Genomic DNA, 16782 nt, shown 5'->3' with positions numbered 1-16782 from the left:
ATATATTTGCTTTTCTTACTTCTTCCTTCTCTCCTAGATAACTAAAACCTTCTGCCTTCTGGCTTCTTGCTTCTGCTATAAGTTAAAAACAAAATTTGGGAGTGATGACTTTGGGAGTATTGAGTGAAGAGAAGAGTTGCGAGCGATCGGCAATTTAGTTGCGATCGCTCAAAAATTCTCTTCCCTCTCAACACTCACCACTCAAAACTATTGAGAGAGAGTCCGGCGTTTAGTAACCATCCGGTAGGCTTCAATAATATCGCCATCCGCCCAGTCGCTAAACCCACTCAAGGAAATGCCGCATTCAAAGCCAGCATTGACTTCCTTGGCATCTTCCTTCATCCGTTTTAGGGAGTCGAGGACACCTTCGTAAACGACATTGTTGCCCCGGCGCACCCGCACCTTACAGTTACGGATGACTTTGCCAGAGAGTACCATACATCCAGCCACAGCCCCGCGACCGATCGCAAAGACAGCGCGCACTTCGACTTGACCCAAAGGTTCTTCCACCAATTCGGGTTCCAGCAGGCCTTCCATCGCCCCTTGAATGTCATCCAAGAGGTTGTAGATGATGCTGTATTCCCGCACGTCTACGCCAGCTTGGTCAGCCGCGAGGCGAGCGTCGGTGGCCAGAGTAGTATTGAACCCGATAATTACAGCATTACTGGCTGCTGCGAGGTCAATATCCGTTTCTGTAATTTCCCCAGGAGCAGATAGCAGCAGTCGGAGTTGAACTTCTTTTTGAGGAAGTTGAGTCAGAGCGCCGACAATTGCTTCGAGGGAGCCTTGGACATCTGCCTTCAAGATCAAGTTGAGTTCCTTGAGAACGCCTTCCTTAGCTTGTTGAGAGAAGCCGCTGAGACTGATCCGGCCGCCTTGCAGCAGGCGTGAATCTCGTCGGGAGGTAGCTCTTCCGCTTGCGATCGCCGCAGCTTCTTTTTCGTTTGCGAAGACATCAAACTCGTCTCCGGCGCGAGGAACTTCCCGCAGCCCTAGCACTTCCACCGCGAAGGATGGAGTTGCGTGTTCTACGCGTTCGCCCCGGTCATCGATCATGGCGCGCACCTTGCCCAAAGCCGAGCCTGCGACCACAATATCGCCCACTCGCAGAGTGCCGTTCTGAACCAGCAGAGTTGCCACTGGCCCCCTTGCCTTGTCGAGGTGAGCTTCAATCACAGTACCCTTAGCCGGTCGGTGCGGGTTGGCGTTGAGGTCTTCCATTTCCGCGACTGTCAGAATCATTTCCAACAGCGTATCCAGGTTTTCGCCTCGGATCGCGCTGACTGGAACCATCGTGATATCGCCGCCCCAGTCATCTGCCACCAAGCCGTACTCAGTAAGCTCTTGCTTCACCCGTTCCGGCTGAGCACCCTCCTTGTCAACTTTATTGATAGCCACGACAATTGGCACTTTCGCAGCTTTCGCGTGGCTGATCGCTTCAATTGTCTGGGGTCGCACGCCGTCGTCCGCCGCCACCACCAAGATGGCGATGTCCGTAACCCGTGTTCCCCGAGCCCGCATCGCTGTAAAGGCTTCGTGACCGGGCGTATCCAAAAATACCACCTGCTGGCTCTTGCCTTCGTGTACCACATCCACGTGGTAAGCACCGATGTGCTGGGTAATGCCCCCAGCTTCTCCCTGAGCCACCTTGGTTTTGCGGATCGAGTCGAGCAAGGTAGTTTTACCGTGATCCACGTGACCCATAATCGTTACTACTGGGGGACGGCGTTCGAGGTATTCCAAATCCGCTTCGTCCAGCATCTCGATCACTTTGATAGCTGGGGCTACTTTTTCTGGGGTTTCCACCTCTACGCCCATTTCTTCGGCTACCATCCTCACCGCTGGAATGTCCAGGGTTTCGGTAATATTTACCGCAATTCCTTTAGAGAAAAGCCGCTTAATAATTTCGGTTTCGGGAACAGCCAGAGTAACTGCTAGTTCTTGAACGGTCATCGGCCTGCTCAGCAGCAGCTTTTCTGGACGTTCTACCTTAGCTTCGGCTGTTTTGCCCCGGTTGCCGCGTCCCCCGCTCGAACCTGAAGAACTTTTATCGTGAGAAGGGCCTGGTCTCTTATTTTTTCCGCTGCTTCCGGGTGCGCCCGGAGTTGGTGTTGACTTGGGTGCTGCTTGTCCCTTCGCTTTCGCTGGGCGGGCTAGGGACAGGCTGACCGTGACTGGTGCTGGCAGATCCAAGCCGTTTTCTAAGTCATCGTCATCCTCGTCTATGGGTTTTAGGCGAGAACGTTTTGCCTTAACAGCTTTGGCAGCTTTGGCAGCATCTGAGTTTTCGTCATCATCTTCTTCCCAAATGACCGATGTCTTTTTGGCAGGACGAGGGAGGGAGGGCCTTTCGAGGAGAGGAATCTCCAGCAACGGCGTATTATCTTCTTCATTGTCATCAGTGTCATCCCCTAGGGCTCCGGTGCCACCGCCCCGGCTACGCAGCCCGGTAGCTGACGTTGCGGGGGCCAGGCTCCGGCGCGGCCCACCGGGCTGGGGTCGATCGGCCAGTGGAGTTTTGACTGGGCCACCAGGGCCTTCCCGGCGCGGTCTTTGCGCGTCGCGAGATTCGGTACCTCCCGGTGCAGGTCTGCTGGGGCGGCTCGGTTTAGCCGGCGCTTCCAGAGTTTCTGACTGTCCTGATTGCTCTTGCTCGGTTTTTGCCAGTTTGAGTACCGGCTTGTTCCCCAGATTTTGTGGGGTACGGCTAGCCGACTCGGACGCCCCTCTGACGGGCGGCGACGTGAGTTTTGCCGAGGGCGCAGGAGGGGCCATCGGCGGTTGCTGGGTGCGTTCTGGAGCCTTGGACGACGGCGGTTGAGGTGCCGCCGGTGCCTGAGCCTGGGCGGTGGTTTCCGGGGCGATCGCACCTACATTTTCCGACACTTCTGACGGAGCCGCCGGGACAGCCACATTTGGCTTCGACAGTACAGGTCGATTGATATTCGGTTTAGCTGGAGGCTGGAGTTGTTGAGCTGCAGGCGACTTTGGAGGAGTTGCCACGGTTGCCGCGGGCTGGTTTTGGTTCTCCTCGTTGCCTGCAGGCTGGGAGGAAGCACCAGCCGGGCGTACTTTTGGACTGCGTATTTCTAAAATTTGCTGCTTTTTTTGTTGGTCGTTAGGGTGAGGGCCAGATTCTCTAGATGGCGCTGCTGCTCTTTCGGGTGGAGCTGGCTTGCCGGGGGAAGAGTGGCTACTGGCTACGTATTTTTCCGCCGTTTTGCGAATGCGCTCTGCTTCGGATTCTGTAATTGTGCTGCTGTGGCTCTTGACTGAAATATTGAGCCGCTCGCAAACTGCCAAGATGTCTTTATTATCCAAATTTAGTTCCCGTGATAATTCGTAAATTCTTACTTTGCCGTTGTTCATCCACTCTGCCCTCTTTTGTGCCAACCAGTTTTTACATTGTGATTTTTTGTGCTAATGACGACATCATTCGGTGTGATTGATTCAGTGTCAGGAATCGGGGTTTTGGTACTCGCTCAGCAATTTTATCTAAAAGATGCAACTCGCTGAAGTCTGCGGTTGAAGAATTCTCAAGTCTGTTTGGGAACTTGGAACTCCGAAGTCTGAGTTTTGGCAAAACCCACTCTCTCAAGCTTCAAAGTTTGCCTTTCCACCTTGAGGATACCTCTGCTAGTACCCTACCCTTATCTAATCTGACACAAATCTTTCCAGACTGGTGGGCAGATCGGATTGGGGTTTTATAGCTGGCGCTACCGGTAATTACTGGTAGGGCTGCCAAGAGGGTTTATACAGTCGATGCCGAACTATTGTCGGTTTTTCGTCCGGCTAGGCCCGAGTAAGATGTACAGTCAGATGTGGCTAAACGCTGCCAAAGTGTTTGGTAGAGTTCGTCAGACACAGGCGCTTTGAGCGATCGCCCAAGTCGATTTTTTTTCTGAGCTGCTTTGAGGCATTCGGCTTCCCGACAAAGGTAAGCAGAACGGCCCATGCCACGATCTAATTGTACCTGATGAGAAGGATAGAGCCTGACTACTCGCCAAAAAGCTTCCTTAGGAGCTATTTTTCGACAACTTGCACAGCACCGGTAGTTCGGTTTCATTTCTTGTCAGAGGGGGAGTAGGGGGAGAGGCAGGGCTGTTTCATTCTGCGTAGGGGCAATCCCCCCGTGGTTGCCCCATGTCCCAAAGGCCTGTGAAATCGTCTGTGGGGGGGGTAGGCATTCTTGGCACTACAAGAGTCAAAATCGCGGTTTTCCTGAGAATGAAACCGCCCTGGGGGGAGAGGAGGGAGTAGGGGACAACTCCTCCTTGTCTGGCGAAGATAGAAAATCTTAGGACAAGGAGTCAGAAGACAGAATTCAGAATTCAAAATACGCCATGCCTCAAGTCAGGGGTAAGGGTTACGGAAAAAATTTTTGGTGTTCCACGATTAAAATCGGGGGCTTTAAAGCTCGATTCTCCATCCTGTCGCACAGAACCCATTCTGGATTCTGAATTCTGAATTCTTCTTCGGTAAATGTCACAGTTTTTAGACAGCGGCTTCGGTTTCCTCCGTAGCGGCTGCCTCCTCTTGCTCAAATTCTGCGCTTTCCTCGTCGTAGTCGCCTGCTTCCTCGTCGTAGTCCCCTGCTAGTTCTTCGAGCCTAGTTGCTTCTGCTGCCAATTTGCTGTCTTCGGCCGCGCGATCGTACTTAGCAATATCTTTGATATCGATTTTCCAACCGGTGAGGCGGGCTGCGAGACGCACGTTCTGACCTTCTTTGCCAATGGCAAGACTCAGTTGGTCTTCAGCGACCAAAATGTGAGCTCTCCTGCCTTCTGGAGCAACTAAACGCACTTCATCTACTCTAGCGGGACTCAGAGCGTTAGCAATATAAGTTGCTGGGTCTGGAGACCAGCGGATCACGTCGATTTTTTCGCCCCGCAATTCGTTGACTACTACCTGAATCCGCGATCCCCGCGCTCCGATGCAGGCTCCTACAGGGTCTACGTCGCGATCGAGAGTATCAACTGCTATTTTAGTCCGGGGGCCGACGTGCCGGGATGGCGGATTTGCCTCCCTGGCTACGGCGACAATTCTCACCACACCATCTTCTATTTCTGGTACTTCGTTAGCAAACAGGTAAACCACCAAACCTGCGTCCGCTCTAGAAACAAGTAACTGCGGCCCACGAGTTGAGCCTTCGCCTACTTTTTTGAGATAAACCTTGAATGTAGCGTTGGCCCGATAATTGTCGTTGGGCAACTGTTCGCGCTTAGGGAGTTCGGCATCTACTTCTGGCTGACCGAAGCTGCTGGTGACAGCTAAAATTACCGACTGCCTCTCAAACCTGAGCACTCTTGCTTGAAGAACGGTTTCTTCTAAATCTTTAAACTCTTCTTGAATCATTTTGCGCTGTTGGTCGCGCAGTTTTTGAGCGAGAACTTGTTTGGTCTGGATCGCCGCCATGCGACCAAATTCTTTTTGATTTGGTGTTACGTCTACGAGCACGATGCTCCCAGGTTGAGCTTCCGTGGCTACTTCTTGCACTTCCGTAAGTGAGATTTCGTGATCGGGATTGATGACTTCTTCGACAATAGTTTTGTTGGCTAAAACGCGGAAACCTTCTTGTTCTGCGTCTAGTTCTACATCAAAGTTGTCGAAGTATTCTTCGCTGAAGTGATCGAGTTTTTGGGTACGGCGGTAGCGTTCGTATCCTTTGAGCAAGGCTTCTCGCAAGGCTGCTTGGACGGCGTGTTTGGGTAAATTGCGTTCTTTGCTAATACCTTCGACCATTTCTTTTAGTCCGGGCAGGGGAACCATTGACATATAAAACTCTCCTTTTTTGCTGTGGTAATAAGTAACTGGTAATCGGTAATTGGTACTTGGAAAATTTTCAGGAAAAATGATGACGAGGAGTGATGAGTTACTGGATAGGATTAGGGAAGCTAGGTGCAGTAACAATTTATTTGTTGTTCCTCTTCAACCCGCTGCTACAGATGTGATTGTTAAAAATTAACTCGCAGCCAAGCGTTTTCAGCTTGCTGCGAGGCAATCGCAAAACTCACAACTCACAACTCAAAACTCAAAATTTCCCTTTACATCTCCTTTCCTTCGTCTAGTTCAACTTTGACAATCTGAGGGCGGGGAATTTTAACCTGTCGCCCTTTTTGATTGAGATAAACCGCTGTTTCATCCCGGCCCAGGAGTAGGCCTTTCCACTCTTTGATTCGCGAGTCGGGTTCGGTGGTTTTGGCTGTCACGGGGAAACCTTTAAAGGTAATAAATTCTCGATCGCTGCTGAGCAATCGGGATATTCCGGGACTGGAAATCTCTAGCACGTAGGCATCGGGTATGATGTCGGCTGCCTCTAACTCGGCATCGAGGGCTGTGCTCATGCGCTCGCAGTCGGCTAAACCAGTGTCTTGTTGGAGGTTGCGGATGTCTACCCGCAAGACGGGAGGATTTTGGTTGGTGTGAAACACTGCTCCCACTACTTCCAATCCCAGTGTTTCCGCAACGGGGGTAGCTAAGTCAATGATTTGTGGGATTAGGGGATGAGTCATATCGAATACTTAAGTTAAAACTCCTAAACTCGGACACGGCAAGGAAAAATTTGTTGTTGAGATTGCTTGGTTTTGAGGTGGTTTGATTAGGTGGCTGCGACTTTCGTCTTCAACTTTGGGACTTACCCAACATCCCAGCAGGGATCTCAAGCGGGGGGGTACCCCTACTAAATCAGTCCTCAACTTGCAAGTCAGACGCCCTGATCTCTTTTCCTGCGACTAATGCAACAAAAAAAGTGGGCTTGACCCACTCCTAGGTAAAACAATTTCTTCCAAGAAGTTTGAGGACTTCTTCCGATCGAAGGGAGGCCTCAGTTCTCAGTTTAGCTCGATCGCCCGCCCGGTGACAAACTGATCGCCATCGGCGGGCTGTCCGAGGGCAGAAGGGGAGAGATCACAGGGGGAATGAGGACGACTTCATCACCGTTTTGGAGTGGGGTGGGGCGAGGGCAAATTCCTGGTTGATATTCAAGCAGGTGCGATCAATCTGAGATGTTGCACCATTCTCGCTTAACAGGCTGGACGGCCTGTTCCACAAAGAGTAGATTTTCTTGTGGAACAGGCCGTCCAGCCTGTTCCTAAAAAGCTTATTGACAATGGTGCAAGATGTGCGATCGAGCCTAGAACAGGGGGGAAGTGGCACTCAGGCGTTCTAGGACTTGCGATACGGGAGTTGCTTTGGGAAATTCTAATTTCACTTGGGACAAGCCCTCTGCTTCTTGATAGGCGGCCAAGAGTTTGACAGTGATGGTGATTGGTAGATTAGACATGGGCGATCGCCAGATTAACGATATATTGACAAAATAGCCCAACTAAGATTCACCCTAAAAAATCCCCATTACTAATGCTGAATAGGAAGCTCAATAACAAACTCTACCCCCCATTCTGGCGAGGAAATGCAGGTCAGCTTACCACCATGTTTTCGTTCTACGATCTCACGGCTAATAGACAAACCTAAACCTGTCCCTTTACCTACTGATTTAGTAGTAAACATCGGCGTGAATAAATGCTGCATTACTTCCTGAGTTATGCCAACCCCATTATCAGCAATCCGAATCACCACTCTGTCATCCTGAAGCATTTCAGTGCAGATCCGAATCTGTGGAGTGTCATTGCTCTGTTTCTTTTCTCCGCACAGCGGACAACTAATCGTAGACTCTTCTAAAGAATCAATTCCATTCGCCAATATATTCATAAACACCTGATTAAGTTGCCCCGGATAACACTCTACTAGCGGCAATTCGCCATACTCTTTAATCACGGCAATTCCTGGGAAACTTCCTTTAGGTTTCAGTCGATGCCCTAAAATTAATAAGGTACTCTCTAGCCCATCGTGAATATTAGCTGGCGTTAGTGCCGATGTATCCAAGCGAGAGAAATTACGCAGTGACATAGAAAGATTGTAAAGTCGCTCTGTTCCTAGCGCCATTGAATCAATAATTTTGGGCAAATCTTCAACAATAAAATCTAACTCAATCTCCTGGGACTTCTCCTCAAATTCTGATGTCGAAGTAACGTTGTGCTGGCAAAGCCGAGTCATCTCGATCAAATCGGCAATATATTCCTTGGCAATAGGGATATTATTGGAGATAAAACTAACTGGATTGTTAATTTCGTGAGCTACCCCAGCTACAAGTTGACCAAGACAAGCCATCTTTTCACTTTGAACGATTTGCACCTGAGCTTTTTTAAGATTATCCAAAGCTTGAGAAAGTTCAGCCGTTCGTTCTTCCACCCGTTTTTCTAACTCCTGTGCGAGCTGATGTAACGCTGCTTCTGCTGCGAGCCTGTCTTCAATTTCCCGTTTGAGAAGCAGATTTTGGTCGGCGAGAGTTTTAGTCAAAGAACGCAGTTTTAAATGGAGGTTGACGCGAGCTAACACCTCCTTTTGTTCAAAGGGCTTAGTAATGTAATCCACCGCCCCTAGATTAAAGCCTTTGATCTTATCTCCTATGTCAGAAAGAGCCGTCATAAAAATTACCGAAATTTCGTTCGTCAACGGACTTTCCTTCAGGCGATGGCAGGTTTCAAACCCGTCAATTCCTGGCATCATTACATCTAACAGAATCAAATCCGGCTGAGTATATTCAGCCTGTTCGATGGCAGTTTCGCCATCAGTTGCTACCAATATCTCCCATCCAAAACCCGCTAAAGCTTCAGAAAGCACGTCCAGATTGCTAGGATTATCATCGACGATTAAGATGCTACTTGTTTCAATATTTGCTGCCTTCATTCTGTTTCTATCCTGTGGGATGTAATAAACTCTTTTATTTTTTTCACCTGATAGCCTTGGGCTAACTGGCGCAGCTCAACAGCAAAGGACACAAATTTCTGATCTAACTTCTCTAGGTGCTCACTGCGCTTCACAATTCCTTTCACGTTGCCTCTCATCGCCAGTTCAAATAAAAGTTCAATTTCTTCGGGCGGGGGAGCGACTACAGAGGGCGATTCAGAAAGTGATTGACCATCTGATGAAAAAGGAATAGTGCTGATTTTTTCATTCTTTAGTTCCTCATATATCCATTCAAGTTTTAAATACTTTTGCAACATCTCAAATAGCTCTTCTGCCTGCACAGGCTTACCGAGAAAATCGTTGGCTCCCCCCTCCAAGCTTTTATGTTGGTCGGTAGCAAATACACTGGCAGATGAAGCAATGATTGCCACATCTTTATAGTGTGACAAATTTCGGATACGGCGCATCATCTCAAAGCCATCTAACACTGGCATCACTAAGTCAGTGATAATCAAATCGAACTTAAACTCTTCTACTTTTTCTAAACCTTCTTGACCGTTTTTAGCTTCGGTTACTTCAAAGCCGAGGGGTTCCAGCAGGTTGACAATCACCGAGAGGTTTTCCCATTTGTCATCCACAACCAAAACTTTCTGTTTTCTACCTTGGTAGCCAACCAGCTTTCTTTGCTTGGCAATCGTGACTGTATTTGCCCAGTCGGCCGCTTCCCGTAAATCCAAATCTAGCCAAAAAACACTGCCGACTCCTGACTGGCTTTTTACTTGGATTGTACTACCCATCATTTCGACAATTTTCTGGCTAATTGTTAAACCGAGTCCGGTTCCTTCTGCCTGACGCTTGCTGTCTCCTACCTGTTCAAAAGGCAAAAATATTTTTTCTAATTGTTCTGGTGTCATACCAACGCCAGTATCTTCTATTTGAAACCGAATTTTGTGAATTGGTGAGGCTGGCTTTTGGTCATGGCTTTGTACCTTTTCACCTGTCCCCTTTTCCAGATGTTCTATCTTAAAAGTCACTCGTCCCGAGTCGGTAAACTTAATTGCATTGCTCAGCAAGTTAATTAGTACCTGTCGCAAGCGTTTCTCGTCAGCGTAGATGCCAGCAGGAATTTCCGAACTGGGTTGATAAACAAAAGCAATTCCTTTTTGTTCGGCTCGGATGCGGCAGATTTCCGCGACTCCCTGCAAAAAGGAAGGAAAATGGAAATCTTTCGCGTACAGTTCCAATTTCTGGGCTTCAATTTTAGCGAGGTCTAAGATGTCATTGATCAGGGTTAACAGGTGGGAACCACACTGGTGAATAATACTGATGCCTTGGATATCTTTCGGAGCCATCGTTTTTGAGCGTTCTAGGATTTGAGCGTATCCTAAAATTCCATTGAGTGGCGTTCTCAATTCGTGACTCATATTCGCTAAAAATTCACTTTTAGCTTGGTTGGCAGTATCAGCGATTTGTTTGGCTTCCGTGAGTTCGGCGGTGCGTTCTTCTACTCGGATTTCTAGCTCGGAATTGGTTTTGGCTAGCGCCTCAAAGGATTCGCGCAACTGTTGTGCCATAAGGTTGAAAGACTGACCCAGGACTTCTAGTTCTTCTATGCCTTTTACCTGCACATTTTTCTCTAAGTCGCCACTGGCGATCGCCCTAGAAGCTTCGCTCAAACGGAGAATCGGGCTGGTAATCCAGCGTGCGGTTAAGATTCCCAGAACGGTAGCCAGCGCCAAGGCTCCCAAACACAACAAAATGGTAGTCTGGGTATTGGCGTTAATTTGATCCATGAAATCGCTTTCAGGAACGACGACGACGATCAGCCAGTCCAATCCTCGGCTATCCTGAAAGGGCATAACTTGGAGGAATTCCCGCTGGCCGGCGATCGTAAAATCCAATTGCTGAGAGCTATTAATTTTAGTTAGGTCGCCAAAGTGTTCTTTTAAATGCGCTGTTGTCAGCCGAATTAAATCATCTGTGCTGTCTAAAGCATTCAGGCGATCGAGTTTGCCATTGTTGGTGATAAAGGCTTCTTTGAGAGTTGAACTGCCTACTAGGAGTCCCGAACGTTCCATAATGAATGTCTGTCCCGATCGACCCATTTTTAAGCTTTGCAGAAAGTCGCTGAGGAAAGAGATCAATAAATTAGCAACGAATACTCCACGCAGTTCGCCACTTTCGTCATACACTGGATGTCCGGCAGGGAGGGAGAGCGTTTTCTGACCTGTAAGCGGAAAAATTTCGCTCCATGTGGGCCGGCTATAGCGTACACTGTCTTTATACCAAGAACGGTTGAGTATATTGTTGCTAGGAGAAATGTTTAAGAGCTTTGTTTGATTGCCGTTGCTATCCGATTCGTAAATATGAAATTCAGTACGACTATCCTTATGTACTCTTTTAAAAAAAATTTTGCCATTCTCTTGGCGTTCAATGGCAATGAACTCTCCCGTTTTAGTAGCAAAACCCATCTGCGGCAGAGAAGGAAAGGCTTGAATTTGCTCCCACAAATAGCGCTCCATACTCTCCAATTCGTCTGGATTTAAGTATCCTAGGCGAAGGGCATTGGCATTCAGTTGATTGACGCGAGGAGCTGTGTCTAGGTAAGTGTTGAGCTGCTGCTGGATACGGGCCGTAATTTCACTCCGCAACTGACTAGCAACTTCGTTGACTGCTTTTTGCCCGTTGCGTAAGGATAGCCAGCCTGTGAGCCCGACGGCAGCAAATATTTGCAGAACGAATGGGAATACTAAAATCAGGCGCAGGGACACCTTTTTTTTATAACGGTTTGACAGGAAAGTGGTTGCAGAGGTCTGTGACATTTATTGGTGTTACTCCTGGGGTAACGAGTTGGCTGAAAAATCTCAGTGGATTGAGTGAAATGAGGCTGAGGAAATATATCTTGAAAAGCCATCTATAATAGTTAGTGAAAAGTTTGAGACAGTAACTTGCTTAAACAAGAAGGGCTACTTACGTATTTTTTATGCCAGGGGTATAATAATATCTGACTAAAGATACTGATGCGCCTTATTTTTCTAGCATTGGTAAATTATTTGAGCCTTTAGGAAACCAGTTAGCAATCATATCTAATAGATTACTTGGTTTAGAGCTATGTGTAGCAGTTTTTAACTTTACTTTACAGAGAGCCTCTAAAAAGTAGAATCTCATCAAACTTACATATAAATTGATATAATGTACGTCTAAAAAAACTGACCACAAATTTCTTGATGGTACCCGCCACGTGATTTATCCGTGGAATCAATCCAAAATCGCAAATCGAAAATCCTCAAGCCCCCGCATTTATCTCGCGCAAGTCAATCTAAAATCTAAAATCTAAAATCTAAAATCGATTGACAATCAAGCATCCAGGATACAAGCCCCCCGATTCATCCGTCCAGAAATAAAAAACCTGTATCCGATGAAACTTGCCCCCGAATTTATCCGTGGGGTCAATGCTTCAATCGAAAATCGAAAATCGAAAATCGAAAATCGAAAATCGAAAATCGAAAATCGATTGACCTTTCTCGCTAAAAACATGAAACGCCAGGCCGCTGAGAACCCTAACGGCGGTTTAACTCACTACCGCGCTGAAGATTTGATGCACAACCCTGTGAATGACTCTCGTAGACAAGGGCATCGCACATGAAACTTTAAAATTCCAGCAAGTTTCATTGGCAGGAGTTAAAGCAGGGTAATTGCTAATTGCTAATTGGGGAAGAAAAAAATAAGTAAAGCGGTGGAGACTTGCCCTAACGCGGGGCTATCCGTTGCAGTTCTTTGGCTTGTTCTAAAATTTTCTCGAAGTCTTCTTCGCTCAACCGCTGAATGTAGTTGATTTTGAACTCTTCTAGAAAGTCGCACAGCAGCAGTTGTATTTCTTGCCAGGTTTGCTGCTGTTGCAGTTCGGTTCCTAAAGCTTGCCCGAAATGTTGGACTAGCTGGCTTGAGAGTTTCATGCCTATGGGGTCTTCGGTGGCGATTTTGAAGGCTTCGTAGGCATCTTGGGGGCCGAGGGTGGCTAATTTTGAGAGTTCTGCAACTAATTGCTGTGCTAGCTGTTCGGGCAGGTTTCCCAGGCCGGGTACTTGCTTCCATCCTTGATAGAGGGGGGATTGTTTGAGGAAGCTTTCAATATTGTACCGGAGGAGGGCTTCTAGGTCGGGCTGGAGTTGGGGGAGGACTTTGTAGACGGTTATTTGGACGAGATGGGTGGCGATCGCTTCTATTTCATTGATATTGTTGATGTCGAGATAGCGCTGTTTTGGGGATTTAAAGAGTTGACGAGCGAGTTCGCCTGTGGTGATTGATTGTTGCATCTGGTTGATGAGTTGAATTACTACAACTTCGGTCAATTCTTGAGCGAAGTTGGCGACGAAACCTCGGCTGATTTGGGTGCGTATGGGTTGGAGATCCGGCATTTTGGCTTGGTGGATGCGAATTGTGACGGGTAATACTCGCAACAGGCGCCAGAATGGGAGCAGCAGGAAGATGTCGTACCATCGCCAGAGCATGGCCGATCGCCAAGTGACGCTGCGGTGGCGGCGGCTGATCGAGTAGGTACGGGCTAGAAATTCGATCGCGAATATGGCAATGAATGGCAGGTCAATTAGCCAGAAGTTATCGGTGAATTCGCCGTTGTCTCCGATCGCGCGGTAATAGTTGGTGGCGATTAATGGCTTGATTTTGGAGTCAAACCACTGGATTTCTTTTTGCCAGTCTTGTTTGTTTAAATAGTCAGGGCTCCAAAATCTTTGGAATGATTGTTTAGCGGAGTCTTCTGGATTCGGGACGCGATCGCGCATCCGGTCTTTTATTTTTTCTAGGGTGCCACTTTTTGATGCTACTCGAAAGGGATCTTCATCGATCATTTTCGCGCTCAGATTGTTTATTTCCTGCAATTTTGCTGCTACTTGGGGAGAGGGCAATCCTGTTTGCACTACTTGAATTTTTAATTCTTCTAAGGTTTCCAGATATTGCTGGGTGTCTCGGTGCGGTTTAATTCCTTTAAATGGGTCGTATACTTGAGTTAGAACTGGGAGTTGCCGGAAGTAGAAATCTCGTCCGGGGACGTAAGTTATGTCAAATAATACTAGGCTTAAATTTCCTAGGGCGACCAGTGCCATGAACCGCTCGAACCAAGGTACTTTTGGTGATTTTTTGCGGGAGTTTGGAGTTGGAGAGGGCAGTAGTTTTGGTGTCACTAGCGGTTCCTAATTAAGTAGACCGATCGAAATAGATGTAACTGGTAATAGCTGAAAAAAGGAAACAGGGAAAACTGGCTAAGTGTCCGATCGAGCTCGGATGGCGATCGCGGAAGCTAGTCTTTATTTTAACGTGCGTTTGTTGGGGATTTTTGGATTGTTAATTATGCCTGGTTAAGTTAAATATTTTACGGGTAAAATATTAAGGTCGATCGAACTTGACGGAAGCTGTGGCTCCCGTTAGTGTGCTTCTCTCTGGCAATAAAATTATATCTCAGGCGGAATCCTTAGTTTTTTTGGCGTTGCAGTGCTCACGGGGCTGGCAATAAATGACTATTTCTGTTTGATATACGGGCTATTTGACCGCTAAATCAAATGTATTGCACGCAGCGGAGTCTAAGGTTAGATGTGGACTTCGAGTTTGAGGTCAAACCCTCAAGAGAGTTATACTTGCTCAGGGGCGGCAGTCTGGTGAGAGCGCCCCCTCTGATGGCGAGGGTGGCTGCCGCCTCCGTAAGGTTCGAGGTTTCGCCTCTACAAAAACCAGCTCGCGATCGGACTCTTGAATAATATAAAACCCTTCCTACTAATTTTGTTCGCATTTTTTTAATATATGACATACTGCCTTAATCTCGATTGCCCAAGAGACAAGCGTCAGAACCCACCAGGCACAAAGTATTGTCTTAATTGTGGTTCAAAGCTGCTGCTAAAAGACCTTTATGCAGCAACTGAACCGCTGCGCGATGGGGGATTTGGCAGGACTTTCCGAGCTGTTAATCATGGAAAATTTGAGGAATTGTGCGTGATTAAACAGTTGTCACCACCTCAAGAGTTTCAGCGGAAGCCCGGTCATTTTAAAAAATATGTTCGACTGTTTGAACAAGAGGCAAGGCGGTTATACGAACTGAAGCACCCGCAAATTCCTCAGTTAATTTCTTATTTTGAGGAAGATGGGCGCTTGTATTTAGTGCAAGAGTTTATTGATGGCAATAATTTAAAGGATGAGTTAGATAAGTACGGTGCTTATAGCGAAATTAAAACTTGCGAACTGCTGTTAGATTTGTTGCCTTTATTGAAGTTTGTTCACGACCGAAATGTAATTCACCGCGATATTAAGCCGGAGAATGTGATCCGCAGAGCTCGCGATCGTAAGTTAGTGCTGATAGATTTTGGGGTTTCCAAACAGGTAGTAGCTGCTGCTCCGACCAAAACAGGAACGAAGTTGGGAACTCCCGGCTACGCGGCTCTCGAACAGCGTCACGGTAGGGCTGTTCCTGCTAGCGACCTTTATAGTTTGGGGGTGACTTGCATTCGCTTGCTGACTTCTGTTATGCCTTATCTGGATATCTACGGGGACATTCACGATGACCTTTACGATCCCCTTGAAGGCCGGTGGCTTTGGAGAGAGGCTTTGCCAAAAGGAACACAAATTAGCGAAGATTTAGGTCAGGTTTTGGATAAGTTGATTCAGGAATATGTTAAAGATCGCTACAAATCTGCTGTGGAAGTTTTGGATGCTTTAAAACCTCCTGTTGTTGTTGTCCCCGTGCTGGAAAAGTCGCAGCAGGCAACTGTTGTTAGTCCTTCGGTTCCTACTCAACCTGTGACTGATACTCAGCTAGTTTCTGTGAATTTAGAGTCGGAAAAAGGTATTGATTATTCTCACTTGGCAAGGCTGCTGGCTGCTAAAAATTGGCGTGGTGCTGATGAGGAAACTTCTGCGAAAATGCTGGAGGTGATGCAGCAAAATTCACGGGGTTATTTGAGTGAGGAAGATATTAGGAAGTTTCCAGCTAAGGATTTGCAGACTATCGATCAACTTTGGGTGCGGCACAGTCACCGCAGATTTGGTTTTTCTGTGCAAAAGGGTTTGTGGCTCAAGTTGGGGGGAAAGCCTGGTGTTTATGATGCTACAGTTTGGGAGAAGTTTGGCGATCGCGTGGGCTGGCGGGTTAACAGTCAGTGGGTATACTATTCGGAGCTGAATTTTACTTCTAAAGCAAAGCCTGGACATTTGCCGGGGGGGACTGTTTTTGGGTGGGAAGGCGGGGTTTTGTGCGGTGTTTTGGGTTTGGGTGGGATCTGGTTTCTGCTGTCGCGGCGGGATTTGTAAAGGGAAGGTAGAAGGTAGAAGGCAGAATTTATTAGTCAGGCTGCACCCCAAGCGTAGTCCAAGTGTTATAGCAATCCTTGCAGGAGTCGTAATTTTTTTACCCCACCCCAACCCTCCCCGATGCCTTGGGGAGGGAGTAAGAAATTCACAAATGATGCGAGGATTGCTATAGTCATGAAATAGTTTTGAGTTGCGAATTAAAGAGTTAACAAGTTTTGAGTTTAATTATCTGTTATGTAGAAAATAGCCCTAAAAAAAGCGAAAAATAAGATATAATCACAAACCCTTTTTTTTGTGCTATGTTCTTAGAGAAGGGCAAGTTTGCAAAGTCAAAAGCCAGTCCTCGGCCCTGCAAAAGCAGGGGGACTGGCTTTGGCTCCAATTTACCAAGGAGATTTATTTAGTATGTTGCAAGAAAAACGTCTCAAGCCGTGGACTATAGTTCGCTCGCTTCCAAATGTGGAAAAGGTTGTTGTGGGTGAGTTTCGCAGTTGGTCTGATGCAGACGGTCACTTGAAAATTCTCAAACGGATGGTTCCGGCGGATCGATTGAGTGTGGTGTTCGATCCGGTAGTTCAAGCGTAACGTCGCTGGTAAATTGATCAGCGTGCGATCGCTCTTTGAGCTAAGCGATCGCCTCTTTTTTGTATCCGCTCAATAAGTAGGGGTAGCAGAGAAAAAAAGTAAGCAGAGTAAAAAAAGTGTTATAAAATAGGACACATG

11 protein-coding genes are annotated in these 16782 nt (G+C 47.4%); 3 read left to right on the top strand and 8 right to left on the bottom strand.

Translation table 11 applies throughout. The features are described 5' to 3' along the window. Window positions 1–207: 207 nt before the first annotated feature. From infB to QUB26_RS14400, 7 genes are all read right to left on the bottom strand, one after another. Window positions 208–3369, bottom strand: coding sequence for a translation initiation factor IF-2 (gene infB / locus QUB26_RS14430; protein ID WP_333239259.1), 3162 nt, complete (start codon window positions 3367–3369; stop codon window positions 208–210). A 382-nt stretch (window positions 3370–3751) separates the two neighbouring features. Then, complete coding sequence (locus QUB26_RS14425; protein ID WP_333057840.1) at window positions 3752–4066, bottom strand: YlxR family protein; 315 nt, start codon at window positions 4064–4066, stop codon at window positions 3752–3754. Between the two features lie 428 nt (window positions 4067–4494). Then, on the bottom strand, window positions 4495–5775 hold the full coding sequence (gene nusA / locus QUB26_RS14420; protein WP_333239257.1) for a transcription termination factor NusA: 1281 nt from the start codon (window positions 5773–5775) through the stop codon (window positions 4495–4497). A gap of 269 nt (window positions 5776–6044) precedes the next feature. After that, entirely contained in the window at window positions 6045–6512 is a 468-nt protein-coding gene (rimP, locus tag QUB26_RS14415) for a ribosome maturation factor RimP (protein WP_333040953.1), read from the bottom strand. Between the two features lie 620 nt (window positions 6513–7132). Next, entirely contained in the window at window positions 7133–7282 is a 150-nt protein-coding gene (locus QUB26_RS14410) for a thiamine S protein (RefSeq protein ID WP_333239254.1), read from the bottom strand. Window positions 7283–7353: 71 nt separating this feature from the next. After that, the gene (locus tag QUB26_RS14405) at window positions 7354–8745 is read right to left on the bottom strand and encodes a response regulator (protein WP_333318551.1); all 1392 of its coding nucleotides are present in this window, start codon (window positions 8743–8745) and stop codon (window positions 7354–7356) included. Beyond that, complete coding sequence (locus QUB26_RS14400; RefSeq protein WP_333239250.1) at window positions 8742–11567, bottom strand: ATP-binding protein; 2826 nt, start codon at window positions 11565–11567, stop codon at window positions 8742–8744. The genes QUB26_RS14405 and QUB26_RS14400 overlap by 4 nt, the downstream gene beginning before the upstream one ends. A 596-nt stretch (window positions 11568–12163) precedes the next feature. Here QUB26_RS14400 and QUB26_RS14395 point away from each other — a divergent pair. Continuing rightward, entirely contained in the window at window positions 12164–12391 is a 228-nt protein-coding gene (locus tag QUB26_RS14395; protein ID WP_333252952.1) for a hypothetical protein, read from the top strand. Between the two features lie 103 nt (window positions 12392–12494). Here the strand turns inward: QUB26_RS14395 and QUB26_RS14390 are convergent, their stop codons facing one another. Beyond that, a complete protein-coding gene (locus QUB26_RS14390) occupies window positions 12495–13946 on the bottom strand; it encodes a hypothetical protein (RefSeq protein ID WP_333239248.1) in 1452 nt (483 codons plus the stop codon). Window positions 13947–14559: 613 nt separating this feature from the next. Here QUB26_RS14390 and QUB26_RS14385 point away from each other — a divergent pair. Both QUB26_RS14385 and QUB26_RS14380 read left to right on the top strand, forming a co-directional pair. Continuing rightward, window positions 14560–16059, top strand: coding sequence for a GUN4 domain-containing protein (locus QUB26_RS14385; RefSeq protein WP_333318549.1), 1500 nt, complete (start codon window positions 14560–14562; stop codon window positions 16057–16059). A 321-nt stretch (window positions 16060–16380) separates the two neighbouring features. Continuing rightward, a complete protein-coding gene (locus tag QUB26_RS14380) occupies window positions 16381–16644 on the top strand; it encodes a hypothetical protein (protein ID WP_333239244.1) in 264 nt (87 codons plus the stop codon). Window positions 16645–16782: the final 138 nt, after the last annotated feature.

It is taken from the genome of Microcoleus sp. B4-C1, assembly GCF_036705285.1.
Taxonomy (GTDB): domain Bacteria; phylum Cyanobacteriota; class Cyanobacteriia; order Cyanobacteriales; family Microcoleaceae; genus Microcoleus.
This window is presented reverse-complemented; position numbering and strand designations above follow the sequence as displayed.

Excerpts from the sequence above, each read along its gene's own strand:
- infB (WP_333239259.1), bottom strand. The coding sequence starts at position 3,369 with ATGAACAACGGCAAAGTAAGAATTTACGAATTATCACGGGAACTAAAT.
- QUB26_RS14425 (WP_333057840.1), bottom strand. The coding sequence starts at position 4,066 with ATGAAACCGAACTACCGGTGCTGTGCAAGTTGTCGAAAAATAGCTCCT.
- nusA (WP_333239257.1), bottom strand. The coding sequence starts at position 5,775 with ATGTCAATGGTTCCCCTGCCCGGACTAAAAGAAATGGTCGAAGGTATT.
- rimP (WP_333040953.1), bottom strand. The coding sequence starts at position 6,512 with ATGACTCATCCCCTAATCCCACAAATCATTGACTTAGCTACCCCCGTT.
- QUB26_RS14410 (WP_333239254.1), bottom strand. The coding sequence starts at position 7,282 with ATGTCTAATCTACCAATCACCATCACTGTCAAACTCTTGGCCGCCTAT.
- QUB26_RS14405 (WP_333318551.1), bottom strand. The coding sequence starts at position 8,745 with ATGAAGGCAGCAAATATTGAAACAAGTAGCATCTTAATCGTCGATGAT.
- QUB26_RS14400 (WP_333239250.1), bottom strand. The coding sequence starts at position 11,567 with ATGTCACAGACCTCTGCAACCACTTTCCTGTCAAACCGTTATAAAAAA.
- QUB26_RS14395 (WP_333252952.1), top strand. The coding sequence starts at position 12,164 with ATGAAACTTGCCCCCGAATTTATCCGTGGGGTCAATGCTTCAATCGAA.
- QUB26_RS14385 (WP_333318549.1), top strand. The coding sequence starts at position 14,560 with ATGACATACTGCCTTAATCTCGATTGCCCAAGAGACAAGCGTCAGAAC.